The sequence below is a fragment of the Rhodococcus sp. M8 genome (assembly GCF_015654185.1).
Classification (GTDB): domain Bacteria; phylum Actinomycetota; class Actinomycetes; order Mycobacteriales; family Mycobacteriaceae; genus Rhodococcus; species Rhodococcus aetherivorans.
Genome location: NZ_CP064065.1, coordinates 950,646 through 966,238, shown reverse-complemented (window position 1 = coordinate 966,238; position 15,593 = coordinate 950,646). Strand labels below are relative to the sequence as shown.

Annotated in this window: 15 protein-coding genes; 12 read left to right on the top strand and 3 right to left on the bottom strand. The window is 71.1% G+C overall.

All coding sequences use genetic code 11. The features are described from left to right. Window positions 1-48 precede the first annotated feature (48 nt). From uvrB to ISO16_RS04265, 3 genes are all read left to right on the top strand, one after another. On the top strand, window positions 49-2,202 hold the full coding sequence (gene uvrB / locus ISO16_RS04275; protein ID WP_072635359.1) for an excinuclease ABC subunit UvrB: 2,154 nt from the start codon (window positions 49-51) through the stop codon (window positions 2,200-2,202). A gap of 10 nt (window positions 2,203-2,212) precedes the next feature. Next, a complete protein-coding gene (locus tag ISO16_RS04270; RefSeq protein ID WP_006948091.1) occupies window positions 2,213-3,085 on the top strand; it encodes an SCO6745 family protein in 873 nt (290 codons plus the stop codon). Between the two features lie 169 nt (window positions 3,086-3,254). Next, window positions 3,255-3,707, top strand: coding sequence for a universal stress protein (locus ISO16_RS04265; RefSeq protein ID WP_006948093.1), 453 nt, complete (start codon window positions 3,255-3,257; stop codon window positions 3,705-3,707). 8 nt (window positions 3,708-3,715) lie between these two features. Here the strand turns inward: ISO16_RS04265 and ISO16_RS04260 are convergent, their stop codons facing one another. The 3 genes from ISO16_RS04260 to ISO16_RS04250 all read right to left on the bottom strand — a co-directional run bounded on the left by ISO16_RS04260 (window position 3,716) and on the right by ISO16_RS04250 (window position 7,710). Then, window positions 3,716-4,129 carry a DUF732 domain-containing protein gene (locus ISO16_RS04260; RefSeq protein WP_230304473.1) on the bottom strand — a complete coding sequence of 138 codons (414 nt, stop codon included), beginning with the start codon at window positions 4,127-4,129 and terminating at the stop codon, window positions 3,716-3,718. Between the two features lie 94 nt (window positions 4,130-4,223). Continuing rightward, window positions 4,224-6,464, bottom strand: a complete 2,241-nt coding sequence (locus tag ISO16_RS04255; protein ID WP_139311025.1) for a HelD family protein — start codon at window positions 6,462-6,464, stop codon at window positions 4,224-4,226. A 166-nt stretch (window positions 6,465-6,630) separates the two neighbouring features. Further along, entirely contained in the window at window positions 6,631-7,710 is a 1,080-nt protein-coding gene (locus ISO16_RS04250) for a DoxX family protein (protein WP_083662524.1), read from the bottom strand. 127 nt (window positions 7,711-7,837) lie between these two features. On the opposite strand from ISO16_RS04250, the gene ISO16_RS04245 reads away from it, so the two are divergent. From ISO16_RS04245 to nuoE, 9 genes are all read left to right on the top strand, one after another. Continuing rightward, entirely contained in the window at window positions 7,838-8,365 is a 528-nt protein-coding gene (locus tag ISO16_RS04245; protein WP_037201728.1) for a hypothetical protein, read from the top strand. Window positions 8,366-8,494: 129 nt separating this feature from the next. Continuing rightward, entirely contained in the window at window positions 8,495-8,854 is a 360-nt protein-coding gene (locus ISO16_RS04240; protein ID WP_029543966.1) for an ArsR/SmtB family transcription factor, read from the top strand. A gap of 82 nt (window positions 8,855-8,936) precedes the next feature. Next, entirely contained in the window at window positions 8,937-10,739 is a 1,803-nt protein-coding gene (locus ISO16_RS04235; protein ID WP_072635356.1) for a SulP family inorganic anion transporter, read from the top strand. A 178-nt stretch (window positions 10,740-10,917) separates the two neighbouring features. Then, a complete protein-coding gene (locus tag ISO16_RS04230) occupies window positions 10,918-11,340 on the top strand; it encodes an Rv3143 family two-component system response regulator (protein WP_029543962.1) in 423 nt (140 codons plus the stop codon). Between the two features lie 292 nt (window positions 11,341-11,632). Then, on the top strand, window positions 11,633-11,992 hold the full coding sequence (locus ISO16_RS04225) for an NADH-quinone oxidoreductase subunit A (protein WP_003937927.1): 360 nt from the start codon (window positions 11,633-11,635) through the stop codon (window positions 11,990-11,992). A 67-nt stretch (window positions 11,993-12,059) separates the two neighbouring features. Beyond that, window positions 12,060-12,626 carry a NuoB/complex I 20 kDa subunit family protein gene (locus tag ISO16_RS04220; RefSeq protein WP_006931008.1) on the top strand — a complete coding sequence of 189 codons (567 nt, stop codon included), beginning with the start codon at window positions 12,060-12,062 and terminating at the stop codon, window positions 12,624-12,626. Window positions 12,627-12,736: 110 nt separating this feature from the next. Beyond that, window positions 12,737-13,420: an NADH-quinone oxidoreductase subunit C gene (locus ISO16_RS04215; RefSeq protein ID WP_230304562.1), complete on the top strand. Its 684-nt coding sequence runs from the start codon at window positions 12,737-12,739 to the stop codon at window positions 13,418-13,420. Continuing rightward, window positions 13,420-14,733 (top strand): NADH dehydrogenase (quinone) subunit D, encoded by a 1,314-nt coding sequence (nuoD, locus tag ISO16_RS04210; RefSeq protein ID WP_006931006.1) that lies wholly within the window; start codon window positions 13,420-13,422, stop codon window positions 14,731-14,733. The genes ISO16_RS04215 and nuoD overlap by 1 nt, the downstream gene beginning before the upstream one ends. Further along, the gene (nuoE, locus tag ISO16_RS04205) at window positions 14,730-15,593 is read left to right on the top strand and encodes an NADH-quinone oxidoreductase subunit NuoE (protein WP_072635355.1); all 864 of its coding nucleotides are present in this window, start codon (window positions 14,730-14,732) and stop codon (window positions 15,591-15,593) included. Before nuoD ends, nuoE begins: the two co-directional genes overlap by 4 nt.

The following is a 15,593-nucleotide window of genomic DNA, read 5'->3' as shown; positions in this document are numbered from 1 at the left end:
TGCCGCCGCCGATCGGCATTGTCGGTGCCGCCGCCTACCCTGGTTCCCATGGCGTTCGCAAGCGAGCATCCCGTTGTCGCCCACTCCGAGTTCCGCCCCGTGGGGGAGATCGAACGGGCCGAGGGCCGGTTCGAGGTGGTCAGCGACCACAAGCCTGCCGGGGATCAGCCGGCCGCGATCGACGAACTCGAGCGCCGCCTGCAGGCGGGGGAGAAGGACGTGGTGCTGCTCGGCGCCACGGGCACCGGCAAGTCGGCCACCACCGCGTGGCTGATCGAGCGGGTCCAACGCCCCACCCTGGTGATGGCGCCGAACAAGACCCTCGCCGCGCAGCTCGCCAACGAGCTGCGGGAGATGTTGCCGCACAACGCCGTCGAGTACTTCGTGTCGTACTACGACTACTACCAGCCCGAGGCGTACATCGCGCAGACCGACACGTACATCGAGAAGGACTCCTCGATCAACGACGACGTGGAACGGCTGCGGCACTCGGCCACCTCCGCGCTGCTCTCCCGTCGCGACGTCGTGGTGGTCGCGTCCGTGTCGTGCATCTACGGCCTGGGCACGCCGCAGTCCTACCTGGACCGTTCCATCGCGCTCGAGGTCGGGGTGGAGGTGCCCCGCGACGCCCTGCTGCGCCTGCTGGTGGACGTGCAGTACACCCGCAACGACATGGCGTTCACGCGCGGCTCGTTCCGGGTCAAGGGCGACACCGTCGACATCATCCCCGCGTACGAGGAACTCGCCGTGCGCATCGAGTTCTTCGGCGACGAGATCGACGCGCTCTACTACCTGCACCCTCTGACGGGGGACGTGGTGCGCAAGGTGGACGCGCTGCGGATCTTCCCCGCCACCCACTACGTCGCCGGGCCGGAGCGGATGGAACGGGCCGTGACCGATATCGAGGCCGAACTCGAGGACCGTCTCGCGGACCTCGAGAACCGCGGCAAGCTGCTCGAGGCGCAGCGCCTGCGCATGCGCACCCAGTACGACCTCGAGATGATCCGCCAGGTCGGGTTCTGCTCCGGCATCGAGAACTACTCGAGGCACATCGACGGCCGTCCCGCCGGTTCCGCGCCGGCCACCCTGATCGACTACTTCCCGGAGGACTTCCTGCTGGTCATCGACGAGTCCCACGTCACCGTCCCGCAGATCGGCGCCATGTACGAGGGGGACATGTCGCGCAAGCGCAACCTCGTCGAATTCGGGTTCCGGCTGCCCTCGGCCGTCGACAACCGCCCGTTGACCTGGGAGGAGTTCGCCGCCCGCATCGGCCAGACCGTGTACCTGTCGGCCACCCCCGGCCCGTACGAGCTCGGGCAGGCCGGCGGCGAGTTCGTCGAACAGGTCATCCGGCCGACCGGACTGGTGGACCCGAAGGTCGTCGTCAAGCCCACCAAGGGCCAGATCGACGACCTGGTACACGAGATCCGCGAGCGCGCCGACCGGGACGAGAGGGTGCTCGTCACCACCCTCACCAAGAAGATGTCCGAGGATCTCACCGACTACCTGCTCGAGCTCGGCATCCGGGTGCGCTACCTGCACTCGGACATCGACACCCTCCGGCGCGTCGAGCTGCTCCGGCAGCTGCGGCTCGGCGAGTACGACGTCCTCGTCGGCATCAACCTCCTCCGCGAGGGCCTCGACCTACCCGAGGTCTCGCTCGTGGCGATCCTCGACGCCGACAAGGAGGGGTTCCTGCGCTCGACCACCAGCCTCATCCAGACCATCGGCCGGGCCGCCCGCAACGTCTCCGGCGAGGTCCACATGTACGCCGACAAGGTCACCGACTCGATGGCGCGTGCCATCGAGGAGACCGAGCGGCGCCGCGAGAAGCAGATCGCGTACAACCGCGAGCACGGCATCGACCCGCAGCCGCTGCGCAAGAAGATCGCCGACATCCTCGACCAGGTCTACGAGGAGGCCGACGACACCGTGGAGGTCGGGGGCTCGGGCCGCAACGCCTCCCGCGGCCGCCGCGCCCAGGGGGAATCCGGTCGCGCCGTGAGCGCCGGCGTCTACGAGGGCCGCGACGTGAAATCCATGCCCCGGGCCGAACTCGCGGACCTCGTGCAGGAACTGACCGACCAGATGATGAACGCGGCTCGCGAGCTGCAGTTCGAACTGGCCGGGCGGTTGCGCGACGAGATCGCCGACCTGAAGAAGGAACTGCGCGGGATGGACGCCGCCGGCCTCGCGTAGCGTCTGCGGCATGGACCCACAGTCTGCCGGCCGCATCGCCCGTGCCCTCGAACTGATCCACTCCGTCGGGTACTTCGCCCCCGAAGTCGACGCCGCGCTCGGCGACACCGGCCTCGAGGCCGGCCGGATGCGGTACTTCGCGGCGCGTTCCGCCGCGCTCGGCGCGGTCGGGGCGGGCGTCGTGACCGCCACCTTCTACAACTTCAGTCCCCGTCTCGTCGCGTCCGCGATCCCGCACGCCTGGCGCCTCGCCACCCCGGAGGCCGTCGTGGCCGCCCGGCTGCGCGGCATCGACGAGTCGCTGGCCCGAATCCTCGGGCCCGAGGTGCTGGACTCGCCGGAGATGCGCGAGGCGGCGGACCTCGCCGCGAGCGCCGCCCGGGCCGTCCCGGGACCGGAGGGCCGGCCGCTGTACGCGGGGCACGCCGACCTGCCGTGGCCGGACGCCCCGCACCTGATCCTGTGGCACGCGCTGACCCTGCTGCGCGAATACCGGGGCGACGGGCACGTCGCGGCGTTGCAGACCGCCGGCCTGACCGGGATCGAGGCCCTCGTCACCCACACCGCCGCGGGGATCGGGTTCAGCGAGGACTTCGCCCGCGCGCGCCGCGGCTGGAGCAAGGAGGAGTGGGCCGACGCGGAGACGGCGCTGCGCTCGCGCGGACTGCTCGACCGCTCCGGTGCGCTCACGGACGAGGGCTTCGAGGTCCGCGAACTCGTCGAGGACCTGACCGACGACCTCGCGGCGGTGCCGTGGGCGGCGCTGGGCGAAGACAAGGCCGACCGGCTGACGGAGCTCGCGCTGCCGTGGCGGGACGCCATCGTGGAATCCGGCGTGTTCCCCGCGCAGATGTTCGGTCCGCGTTACGGTGACGCACGGTAACGTCAACGGTCGTCAGTGGCGTCGAGCGCACGGCGGCGGGCCCTGTGGGATCCACCCCAAAGGCCGTCAACCCCGTCCGGTCGGCCGCTACTGTCGACGCAGCAGTCGGAAGGGGGACGCAACGACGGTCGCCCGCCGGCGAAACCCGACCAATTTCATGGAGGAATGCATGAGCGCCTACCGGACCGTAGTCGTCGGAACCGACGGTTCCGAGTCGTCGTACCGCGCCGTCGAGAAGGCAGCAGCTCTCGCCGGTGACGCCGAGGCCCGCCTCGTCATCGCGTGCGCCTACTACCCGGTGGATCCGAAGGACAGCGCCCGCGCCGCCGACGTGCTCGGTGAGGACGCCTACCAGGTGACCGGATCGGCGCCCACCTACGACATCCTGCGCACCGCCCGGGAGAAGGCCCACGCAGCCGGCGCCAAGAACGTCCTCGAACGGGCCGTCGTCGGGGCTCCCGTCGACTCGCTCCTCGAACTGGTCGACGAGGTGGAGGCGGACCTGCTCGTCGTGGGCAACCGGGGCCTGAACACCCTCACCGGCCGGTTGCTCGGCTCCGTACCCTCGGATCTGGCCCGCAAGTCGACCTCGGACGTGCTCATCGTGCACACCGTCCGCTGACGCGTCGATCAGCAGTAGGTCTCGCGGGCGGCACCCACGTAGAACCGGGCGGCGTCGTCGCCCTGCAACGCCGCCCGCGAGACGGACGCCGCGAAGGCCGCGACGGACCGGACCGAGCCGAGGATCTGTTCTTCCGGCAGGCCGGCGGCCAGCTGGGCACACGTCCCCCGGACCAGTGCCACCAGCGTCTCGTCGGGTACCCCGGCGGCCAGCCCGGCCTCGGCCAGGGCCTGCTTGAACCGCAGGGCCGGCCCGTCCAGCGCCTCCGCCTCGACCGGTGCGGCCGCCATCGGGACCGTGACCGGGATGGCGGCCGCGGAGTCCTCCGAGGCCGCGGTCCCCGCACAACCCGCGGTGGTGGCGAGGACCCCGAACCCTGCCAGGATGCGCGCCCAGCGCCCCCGAGGCCACACCGCTCTCACCGCCCCGCCTCCCGCTCCGACCGGTCGCACGTTCGTCCGCAACATACCGCCCGGCCGAACGGCGCAGGCGGTGAAACGGCACATCGGTGACCTGTCACAGCCGGGCCGGCGCCACCAGCGCCGCCAGTGCCTCGGGCAGTTCCCCGGTGTGCAGCACCCCGAGCCGTTGGGTGGCGCGGGTGAGCGCCACGTACAGGTCGTTGAGCCCGCGAGGCGACTCCGCCACGATGGCGGTCGGCTCCACCAGCAGCACCGAATCGAATTCCAGTCCCTTGACGTCCTTCACGGTGGACACCCGAACCGAGTCCGACCGCAGATGCGCCCACTGCGCCGCGAGATCGTGCGGCACGATCACCGCCGTGAGGCCCGGGCCGTCCTCGGCCGCGAGGGCGCCGTGCACGGCTTCGAGAAGGCCGTCCGCGTCGACGTTCCGGACCCACGGTGTGAACCCGGACTCGCGCACCGAGCGGGGCGGCACCTGGTGCGGATCGATCTCGGCGAGGACCGCATGTGCGATCTCCATGATCTCCGCGGGCGTGCGGTAGTTGACGGTCAGCTCGGCCTTCTTCCACCGGTTGGCCACGTACGGCTCCAGGATCCGCTGCCAGGACGAGCTGCCGGCCGGATCGCCGGTCTGCGCGGTGTCGCCGACCAGGGTCATCCAACGGTTCGGGATGCGCCGCATCAGCATCCGCCAGGCCATCTCGGACAGCTCCTGCGCCTCGTCGACGATCACGTGCCCGTACGTCCAGGTCCGGTCCCCGGCGGCCCGTTCGGCCGTGGTCTCGTGGCTCGAGCGGCTCTGTCGCTGCGCGAGCTGGTCGGCGTCGATCAGGTCGTACGCCATCAGGATCTCCGGATCCAGCTCGTCCTCGAGATCCTGCGGGGCCGACCCCGTCAGGATGTCCAGGGCGCCCTGCGCGTCGGCGATCTGCTTGCGCCACTGCCGCGCGACGCGCTCCCGCTCGGCCGCGTCGTCGACGCCGAGCAACTCGGCGAGTTCGTCGAGCAGTGGCGCGTCCGCGGCGCTGAACACCCGCGTCGCCGAGGGGCGCAGCAGCAGTGCGCGCTGGTCCTCGTCGAGTTCCGGCGCCGCCGACGCGAGCCGCTGCCGGGACGCGAACAGCTCCGCGAGCACCTGCTGCGGGCTCAGCTGCGGCCACAGCGAGTCGATCGCCGCCGTGATGTCGCGGTCCGCCCGCATCTCGGCCCGGATGTCGTCGATGTCGTCCCGGCTCAACAGGTTTCCGCCGTCGACCAGATTCGCACCGATGATCGACGCGAGCTGGTCGGCGAGCGCGTCCACCACCGCGGAGACGAAGATCGGGCGAGCCAGGTTGTGCGGCCGGCGCGACGACCGGGCCCGGCCCCGCGCCCGCGTGACCGTCTTGCGGTCGAGGGTCAGCCGGTAGGTGTCGAAGACCAGGGGGATCGGCGTCGTCGGGATCTCCTGACGGTCCCGCACCGCCTTCTTCAGCACCTCGATCATGCCGAGGGAGCCCTTGATGGCGCCTGCCTCGAGGGAGTCCTCGACGCTCGCGCGCACCCCGGGGTACAGGTCACCGATCGTGGACAGCAACACGCCGGTCTCGCCGAGGGACGGCAGCACCTGCCCGATGTAGTCCAGGAACGTCGAGTTCGGTCCGACGATGAGCACACCGCTCTTCGCGAGCTGCCGACGGTACGTGTACAGCAGGAACGCCGCCCGGTGCAGGGCCACCGCGGTCTTCCCGGTGCCCGGGCCGCCCTGGACGACGAGCACGCTCTTGTGCTCGGATCGGATGATCGCGTCCTGCTCGGCCTGGATCGTCGCGACGATGTCGTGCATCTGCCCGGTCCGCGCGGCGTTCAGCGCGGCCAGCAGCGCCGTCTCGCCGGCGACACCCCCCGCCGAGACGGTGGCGTCGTGCGCCTGGGCCGCGTCGAGATCGAGGTACTCGTCGTTGAGCGCGGTGATCGCGCGGCTGCGCGACCGGATGTGCCGGCGCCGCGTCACGCCCTCCGGCGCCGCCGGCGTCGCCAGATAGAACGGCCGGGCCAACGGCGCCCGCCAGTCCAGCAGCAGCGGCTCGTAGTCGTTCGCCTCGTCGAGGATGCCGATGCGGCCGATGTACCGCACCTCGGTCCCGTCGCCGTCCTCGCCGTCGCGCACGTCGATCCGGCCGAAGCACAGCCCGTGCTCGGCCGCGTCGTATTTCGCGATGTCCTCGGTGTACAGCTGCGTGAAGGACTCCCGCTCGCTGCGGGCCTGCGGAGTGCCGCCGGTGTCGAGCAGCACCCGGCTCAGCCGGGTCTTGGCGTAGGCCCGCATGGAGTCGAGGTGGCCGTACAGCATCGACAGGTAGACCTGCTCACGCTCATGGTCGGGGTGGGACAGGCCATCGGCCGGCAAGGGGTCTCCTCGGGGTCGGACGGGCGGCGGGTGCGTCGCCACGAAGTGCCCAAGAAGTCTAGTGGCGGTCCCGCACCGGCGCAGAATCGCCGGGTGCGGGACCGTGCTGTCAGCGCTGCAACTGCAGGCGGGCGCGGGTGAGGGCCTCCTCGGCGCGGTGACGGGCCTGCTGCGCCAGCAACAGGGAACGCTCCTCCGCCGTCAGCGCCCGCTCGCGGGCGACCTTCGCCAGCTCCGGGCCGCGCTCACGGGCCGTGCCCCACAGCAGCGAACTCCGTTCCCGGGCGACCTCGGCGAGTTCGGGTCCGCGTTCGCGGGCGACGTCGAGCAGTTCGGTGCCGCGTTCGCGGGCGACGTCGGCGAGTTCGGTGCCGCGTTCGCGGGCGACGTCGGCGAGTTCGGGTCCGCGTTCGCGGGCGACGTCGAGCAGTTCGGTGCCGCGTTCGCGGGCGACGTCGGCGAGTTCGGGGCCGCGTTCGCGGGCGACGTCGAGCAGGTGCGTGCCGCGCTCGCGGGCGACCTCGGCGAGCTCGGGTCCGCGCTCGCGGGCAACGCCCAGCAGGTGGCTTCCACGCTCACGGGCGGTGCCGGCCACCTCCGCTGCCTCCTCCGACAGGACCCGGACCCGCTCGGCCACCTTGTGCAGGCTCTCGGTGACCGCTTCGCCCGCGCCGTCGTCCTGATGAGGCAGGACACCGGCGACGGCCTCCTGGGCGCGCCGTGCGGCCCGCCGTCCGCGCCACCCCAGCGACGGCTTGCCTTCGGTGTCCACCGCGGTGATGATCAGCCCGCCGAGCAGGCTGACGTTCTTGAGGAACTGGGTGCGCTGGATGGCCCGGGCCTCCGCATCCTCGACGTTCCAGAAGTCGTGACCCGCCACCGTCGTGGGCACGAGCGTGGTGGCCAGGGCAAGAGCCGCCAGCCGCGGTGCCTTCCCGACCGCGAGCAGCGCACCCGCCCCGATCTGCACGGCGGCGTTGATCCGCACGAGTGTCTCCGGATCGTTCGTGAGCTTCTCGCTCACCGAGTCCGGGAGCTTCTGCGTCACCGTGTCGGGCAGCATGCCCACCGCCCGGTCGAGTCCCGGCTGCGCTGCCGCCGCCTTGGTGGACGAGTCTCTCAGCGCGTCGATGCCCCCGGCGACGAAGACCGACGCGAGCATGGGGCGGGCAATTCTGCGGACAATCATGTGCTTCCTCCCGTGATCGGTGGCGGTTCCACCTTTGCACGCATACCCCGCCGCCCGGCGCGATATGCGCGTTCGACCCGGATCACGCTCCGGACGCCGCGCAACGATTGCGCGCCGAGGTGGCACGATGTGCGGCGTGAACGATGGGGGAGAAGCGGCAGGGGTCGGCGACATCGGTGGGGCCGGGGTGCGCGTGGTGCGCACGACGACATCGGTCCGGGTCGAGGCCACGATACCGGTGTCGGCCGCGGCGCTGTTCGGGGTGATGCGGGACCCGCTGCGGCACAGCGAGATCGACGGCTCGGGTACGGTGCAGGTGCCCGCGGGGCAGCCCCCGATCACCGCCGTCGGCCAGCGCTTCTCCGCGCAGGTGCACTTGCCCGGGCGCAGCGCGTATCCGGTGGTCAACCACGTGGTGGCGTTCGAACCCGACCGGCTGCTGGCGTGGCTGCCGGCCAACCCGGACACGCCGCCGCTCGGCATCCGGTGGGAGTGGTCCTTCACCGGGACGACCGGGGGCGCTGCGGTGAGCCAGACGTGCGACTGGTCCGCGGTGACCGACACCGCGTACCTGCGTCGCGTGCGGCTTCCGCGGGTCTCGCCCGCGCAGATGTCCGCGAGCCTCGCCCGGCTCGGGCGTGCGGCGCGTTCCTGAACCGCGCCGGGTGCCGACGGTGTCGGTGTCCGGTGTGTCGCATGTCACGCACACCCTACCTCTTTGATTGCTAAACTACGCAAGTAACGGCATCGCCCGCCGGCGGTGGCTCGGACGACGGGAACGGTGATGGTCGCGCAGGCGCGTCAGCCCCTCTATCGGATGAAGGCCGACTTCTTCAAGACGCTCGGACATCCGGCGCGCATCCGCGTCCTCGAGCTGCTCAGCGAGCGCGAGCATGCCGTCTCCGAGATGTTGCCCGAGGTGGGGATCGAACCCGCCAATCTCTCCCAGCAACTGGCGATCCTCCGGCGCGCAGGCCTGGTCACCGCGCGCCGGGAGGGGCTGTCGGTGACGTACGCGCTGACGTCGCCGCGGGTCGCGGAACTGCTGGGCGTCGCCCGCGCCATCCTCACGGGGGTGGTCGCCGGACAGGCGGAGCTGCTCGAGGACGACGTAGCCGAACCGGCGGGCCGAGCGCGCCGCTGAGCCGGTCGCGCACCGGGGCGCTTCGCGCGCATTGATTGCAGACTTTATTAAGTGCTTATTTATTGTTTGTGGTGGAGGCACGATGTCGATGTCGACAGAGCAGCAGGATGCGGTGACCGGGCGCACCGAGGAAGAGGCGGCGGGAGCCGGCACCGTCGTGGCTCGCGCCGCGCGGTCGGTCGCCGCGCTGATGCCGCGCTGGGTCGAGTGGAAACCGGCCCTGCGCTCGCCCCGCGCCGATCTGACCGCCGGACTCGTCGTCGCCCTCGTCGCGTTGCCCCTCGCGCTCGGCTTCGGCATCAGCTCCGGTCTCGGGGCCGCGGCGGGCCTCGCGACCGCCGTCGTCGCGGGAGCGGTCGCCGCCGTGTTCGGCGGCTCCCGCTTCCAGGTGTCGGGCCCGACCGGCGCGATGACCGTCGTCCTGGTGCCGATCTTCCATGAGCACGGCGCCTCCGGCGTCCTCGCGGTGGGACTCGTCGCCGGCGTCGTTCTCGTCGTCCTCGCCTTCGCCGGCATCGGCCGGGCGGTGCGGTTCATGCCCGCCCCGGTGATCGAGGGCTTCACCGCCGGGATCGCCGTGGTCATCGCCCTGCAGCAGGTTCCGGCCGCGCTCGGCATCGCCCACGCCGAGGGGGAGAAGGTGTGGCAGAGCGCGTTCGACGCCGCCCGGCAGTTCGTCGACCAGCCGTCCCTTCTGCCCACGGTCGTGGCGGTGCTTGTCGCGGCGGCCATCCTGATCGGCGGCCGGTACCTGCCGAAGCTGCCGTTCTCGCTCGTCGCGGTGGTGGTGGCCACCGTCGTCGCACAGCTGTTCCATCTGGACGTCACGCGGATCGGGTCCATCCCGTCCGGCTTCAGCGCCCCCAGCCTCGGATTCCTCGACCTGGGTGAGCTGACGTCGCTTCTCGCGCCGGCGCTCGCGGTGGCCGCGCTCGCGGCCCTCGAATCGCTGCTGTCCGCGACCGCCGCGGATTCGATGAGCGTCGGCACCCGGCACGACCCGGACCGGGAGTTGTTCGGGCAGGGCCTGGCCAACATCGCCGCCCCCCTGTTCGGCGGCGTTCCGGCCACGGGCGCGATCGCCCGGACGGCCGTCAACGTCCGCTCGGGGGCGCGGTCCCGGCTGTCCGCCCTCACCCACGCCGTCATCCTCGCCGGGATCGTCTACCTCGCCTCGCCGCTCGTCGCCCAGATCCCCCTTGCCGCGCTCGCCGGCGTTCTGCTCGCCACCACGGTGCGCATGGTCGAGACCGCCTCGATCGTCGCGATCACGCGGGCGAGCCGCGCGGATGCGATCGTCATGACGGTGACGTTCCTGGTCACCGTCGCCCTCGACCTCGTGACGGCGGTCGCGATCGGTGTCGGGTTCGCTGCGGTGCTCGCGCTGCGGGCGGTCGCGAAGTCCGCCCGGATCGAGCAGGTTCCCCTCGACGAGGAAGGGGATCACGCCGCCGAGGAACACGAGCTGTTGCGTGAGCACATCGTCGCGTACCGGATCGACGGCGCTCTGTTCTTCGCCGCGGCCCACCGATTCCTGCTCGAGCTCGCCGACGTCACGGACGTCAAGGTCGTGATCCTGCGCATGTCCCGGGTGACGGCCATCGACGCCACCGGCGCCCTCGTCCTCAAGGACGCCATCACCAAGCTCGAGCACCGGCACATCACGGTCCTGATCTCCGGGGCCAAACCGGAGCACCTGCGGCCGCTGTCCGCGCTGGGTGTCTTCACCACCAAGGACAGCGAGGAGCGGCACGTCTTCGCGACCACGCCCCGAGCGATCGCGTACGCCCGCATGCTGGTGCTGCCGGAACACCGGTACGCCCAGGCCACCGCCGGTTCCGAGGGGAAGGGGCCGGGAGATTCCGAAGCTCTTCCGGGCGAGTAGAATCGGCGGTGTGACCGGCCCTCGTGGCAGCCTGGCTCTCCTCACCCGGTAACGCCAGGTGAGCACGGGGACCGGTCGCCTGCCGTCGGCGGGACCGGCGGGGCGCAGGCGGCCGCGAGCCGTGCGTGCCGCGGCTCGCCTCCCGGGCCCCTCCGTTCCGGCCAGTAGCATCTGCTCCGTGACCGACTCGACCGCGAGTACCAGCCGTCCTGCCGCCCTGCGCGTTCTCGTCTACAGCGACGACGCCGACACGCGCGAGCAGGTCACCCGGGCGCTGGGCCGGCGACCCGATCCCGAACTCCCCGAACTCGACTTCGTCGAGGTGGCGACCGAGCCGATGGTGATCCGCCGCATGGACGCCGGTGGTATCGACCTCGCGATCCTGGACGGCGAGGCGGCCCCCGCCGGTGGGATGGGGATCGCCAAGCAACTCAAGGACGAACTCGAACAGTGCCCGCCCGTCGTCGTGCTGACCGGCCGGGCGGACGACGCGTGGCTGGCCGACTGGTCCCGCGCCGAGGCCGCGGTGCCGCGGCCTCTCGACCCGTTCCGCCTCGCGGAGACGGTCGTCGCGCTGCTGCGCGGCCGCAGCACCACCTGAGGGCGGCGCGAAGCGGGCGCCGGCATCGGCCCACGGTCCGGGCGATCTGCCGGTCCCGGCGTCCCGGCACCCCCGCAAGGGTCGGGCGAAACGGAGAAATCACGCCGCGTCGTATCCGCCTCGGCGGGACACCGCGCCGGTAGGCTGAGCCGTACATCACAATGATGCGGTTGAAGTGACTCACGGCACTGTCTCCGTATCGTGATCGTTCGGCCCCAGCGGCCGGTGGAGGTCGGCAAGGGCAACGGGGTCGGCGCGGGTGGCCGGCTCGCACGGAGAGGAGCCAGGCGCCATGAACGTCTACATCCCGATCCTCGTGCTCGGAGGGATCGCGGTCGCCTTCGCGGTGTTCTCGGTCGTCGTGTCCTCGGTGATCGGCCCGAGCCGCTACAACCGAGCCAAGCTCGAAGCCTACGAGTGCGGGATCGACCCGACGCCGCAGCCGCCGGGCGGCGGCAGGTTCCCGGTGAAGTACTACCTGACGGCCATGCTGTTCATCATCTTCGACATCGAGATCGTGTTCCTCTATCCGTGGGCCGTGCACCTCGATGCCCTGGGGGTCTTCGGGCTGGCCGCGATGGCGCTGTTCGTGTTCAACGTCGCCGTCGCCTACGTCTACGAGTGGCGGCGGGGTGGTCTCGGCTGGGAATGACCGCGACAGGGAATGGGATTGTGCCGTAATGGATTCGAACACCGACCGAAAGTGATAAGAGTCGGACATGGGTCTCGAGGAGAAGTTGCCGAGCGGCTTTCTGCTGAGCACGGTGGAGAGTTTCGCCGGTTTCGCGCGCAAGGGTTCGCTGTGGCCCGCGACCTTCGGGCTCGCGTGCTGCGCGATCGAGATGATGACCACCGTGTCGCCGCGGTTCGACATCGCACGGTTCGGGATGGAGGCGTTCCGCGCCTCGCCGAGACAGGCCGACCTCATGATCGTCGCCGGCCGGGTCAGCCAGAAGATGGCCCCGGTGCTGCGGCAGGTCTACGACCAGATGGTCGAGCCGAAATGGGTATTGGCCATGGGTGTGTGCGCCTCCTCGGGCGGCATGTTCAACAACTACGCCGTCGTCCAGGGTGTCGACCACATCGTTCCCGTCGACATCTACCTACCCGGGTGCCCGCCGCGGCCGGAGATGCTGCTGCACGCCGTCCTGATGCTGCACGAGAAGATCCAGCAGATGCCGCTCGGCGTGGACCGGGAGAAGGCCGTGCAGGCCGCCGAGGAGGCGGCCCTGGCCGCCGCCCGGCCCGTCGTGCCCACCCTCCAGGTGCGGGGGTCGGCCCGGTGACCTCCTCCTCCGACAACGAACGGTCCTCGCGCCCTACGGATCCCGCGACGCACGCGCAGGACACCGCACTGCCGGTGGACCGGGCGGCCACCACCGGCCCCGAGGGAACGCTGCCGGCGCGGCCCGACGGCGGCGCCGAGGTGATCGGCGTCCGCACGGGCATGTTCGGGGTCCGCGGCAGCGGCGACACCTCCGGCTACGGGCGGCTCGTATGCCCGGTGACCCTGCCCGGGAGCACCCCGCGCCCGTACGGCGGGTACTTCGACGACGTGGCCGACGCCCTGCACGCCGCCGTCACCGAGTCCGGGGTGGATGTCGAGGCGGCGATCGAGAAGGTCGTCGTCCACCGCGGTGAGCTGACCTTCCACGTCCGTCGCGAGCACCTTCCCGAGGTGGCCCGGCGGTTGCGCGACGAACCGGACCTGCGCTTCGAACTCTGCCTCGGCGTCGACGGGGCGCACTACCCGCAGGACACCGGCCGCGAACTGCACGCGGTGTACCCGCTCATGTCGATCACCCACAACCGCCGCATCCGGCTCGAGGTGTCGGCCCCGGACGCCGACCCCCACATCCCGTCGCTGTACGGGGTGTATCCGACCAACGACTGGCACGAGCGCGAGACCTACGACTTCTTCGGGATCGTGTTCGACGGCCACCCGTCGCTGACCCGCATCGAGATGCCCGACGACTGGTCGGGGCATCCGCAACGCAAGGACTATCCGCTCGGCGGCATCCCCGTCGAGTACCACGGGGCGGAGATCCCGCCGCCCGACGAGCGGAGGGCGTACAGCTGATGACCGACATCACCGAGGGGCCGGTCCACACCGTCGTCGGCGAGGACTGGGACAGCATCGTCGAGGCCGCCCGCGCCTCGGCCGCCGACCGCGGCGACGAACGCATCGTGGTCAACATGGGGCCCCAGCACCCGTCGACCCACGGCGTCCTGCGGCTCGTGCTCGAGATCGAGGGCGAGACCGTCACCGAGGCCCGCTGCGGAATCGGCTACCTGCACACCGGCATCGAGAAGAACCTCGAATACCGCACCTGGACCCAGGGCGTCACCTTCGTCACCCGGATGGACTACCTGTCGCCGTTCTTCAACGAGACCGCCTACTGCCTCGGCGTCGAGAAGCTGCTCGACATCACCGACGCGATCCCCGAACGGGCCACCGTGATCCGCGTGCTGCTCATGGAGCTCAACCGGATCTCCTCGCACCTCGTCGCCCTGGCCACCGGCGGCATGGAACTCGGCGCGATGACCGCGATGTTCCTCGGTTTCCGGGAGCGGGAACTGATCCTCGACGTGTTCGAGACGATCACCGGTCTGCGCATGAACCACGCCTACATCCGTCCGGGCGGGCTCGCGCAGGACCTGCCGGCCGGGGCGGTCGAGAAGATCCGCGACCTGCTCGACCTGCTGCCCCGGCGGCTGCGGGACATGGCGGACCTGCTCAATGAGAACCACATCTGGAAGGCCCGCACCCAGGGCATCGGCTACCTCGACCTGACCGGCTGCATGGCCCTCGGCATCACCGGCCCCGTCCTGCGCTCGACCGGCCTGCCGCACGACCTGCGCAAGTCGCAACCGTACTGCGGCTACGACACCTACGAGTTCGACGTGTGCACCGACACCGGATGCGACGCCTACGGCCGCTACCTGATCCGGATCGACGAGATGAAGCAGTCGATCAGGATCGTCGAGCAGTGTCTCGACCGGCTGCGACCCGGGCCGGTCATGGTGGAGGACAAGAAGATCGCGTGGCCGGCCGACCTGTCCCTCGGCGCGGACGGTCTCGGTAACTCCCCGGAGCACATCCGGAAGATCATGGGCAACTCGATGGAGGGCCTGATCCACCACTTCAAGCTCGTCACCGAGGGTTTCCGCGTCCCACCCGGCCAGGTGTACACCGCCGTCGAGTCCCCGCGCGGGGAACTGGGCGTGCACATGGTCAGCGACGGCGGCACCCGGCCGTACCGGGTGCACTTCCGGGACCCGTCCTTCACGAACCTGCAAGCGGTGTCCGCGATGTGCGAGGGCGGCATGGTCGCCGACGTCATCGCCGCGGTCGCCAGCATCGATCCCGTGATGGGGGGAGTGGACCGTTGACGCAGGAGCAGCGAGTAGCGATCGAGCCGGACCCGGCCCCCGGCCCGGTGTTCATCCAATTCGGCCCACGACCCGAGGAGCGGACCCGATTGGTGCGGCCGGGCGCCCGCGAGCGGTACCCGGCGGACGTGCGGGCCCGCCTCGAGACCGACGCCGCGGAGATCATCGGCCGCTACCCGCAGCCACGCTCCGCCCTGCTGCCGCTGCTGCACCTGGTGCAGTCCGAGGACGGGTACATCACCCCGGCCGGCGTCGAGTTCTGCGCCGACCGGCTCGGGCTCACCGGCGCCGAGGTCGGCGCGGTGGCCACGTTCTACTCCATGTACCGGCGCGAGCCCACCGGCGACTACCTCGTCGGCGTCTGCACCAACACCCTGTGCGCGATCATGGGCGGCGACGAGATCCTCGAAGCGCTCGAGGAACACCTCGGGCTGCGCACCGCAGCCGCCGGCACCGCGGAGGACGCCGCCGGCGACGCCACCGAGGCCGGCACCATCACCCTCGAGCACCTCGAATGCAACGCCGCCTGCGACTTCGCACCCGTCGTGATGGTCAACTGGGAGTTCTTCGACCACCAGACCCCGGACTCGGCCCGCGCGCTCGTCGACGACCTGCGCGCCGGCCGCCCCGTCACGCCCACCCGGGGCGCACCGCTGTGCACCTTCCGGCAGACCGCCCGCATCCTCGCCGGGTTCCCGGACGAGCGTCCCGGCGCCCTGGCGGCGGGCGGCAGCGCGGGTGCGGCATCGCTCGCGGGCCTGCGCATCGCCCGTGAGCGGGGCATGCGGGCCCCCGCGCCGGAGCCGGACCAGTCCTCCGACCCGGGCCCGGTCGCCGGACCCCGATCCGAAGGAGGCTGA

Coding starts and splice junctions, on each gene's coding strand:
- uvrB (WP_072635359.1), top strand. CDS start 49: ATGGCGTTCGCAAGCGAGCATCCCGTTGTCGCCCACTCCGAGTTCCGC.
- ISO16_RS04270 (WP_006948091.1), top strand. CDS start 2,213: ATGGACCCACAGTCTGCCGGCCGCATCGCCCGTGCCCTCGAACTGATC.
- ISO16_RS04265 (WP_006948093.1), top strand. CDS start 3,255: ATGAGCGCCTACCGGACCGTAGTCGTCGGAACCGACGGTTCCGAGTCG.
- ISO16_RS04255 (WP_139311025.1), bottom strand. CDS start 6,464: ATGCTGTACGGCCACCTCGACTCCATGCGGGCCTACGCCAAGACCCGG.
- ISO16_RS04250 (WP_083662524.1), bottom strand. CDS start 7,710: ATGATTGTCCGCAGAATTGCCCGCCCCATGCTCGCGTCGGTCTTCGTC.
- ISO16_RS04245 (WP_037201728.1), top strand. CDS start 7,838: ATGTGCGGCGTGAACGATGGGGGAGAAGCGGCAGGGGTCGGCGACATC.
- ISO16_RS04240 (WP_029543966.1), top strand. CDS start 8,495: ATGGTCGCGCAGGCGCGTCAGCCCCTCTATCGGATGAAGGCCGACTTC.
- ISO16_RS04235 (WP_072635356.1), top strand. CDS start 8,937: ATGTCGATGTCGACAGAGCAGCAGGATGCGGTGACCGGGCGCACCGAG.
- ISO16_RS04225 (WP_003937927.1), top strand. CDS start 11,633: ATGAACGTCTACATCCCGATCCTCGTGCTCGGAGGGATCGCGGTCGCC.
- ISO16_RS04220 (WP_006931008.1), top strand. CDS start 12,060: ATGGGTCTCGAGGAGAAGTTGCCGAGCGGCTTTCTGCTGAGCACGGTG.
- nuoD (WP_006931006.1), top strand. CDS start 13,420: ATGACCGACATCACCGAGGGGCCGGTCCACACCGTCGTCGGCGAGGAC.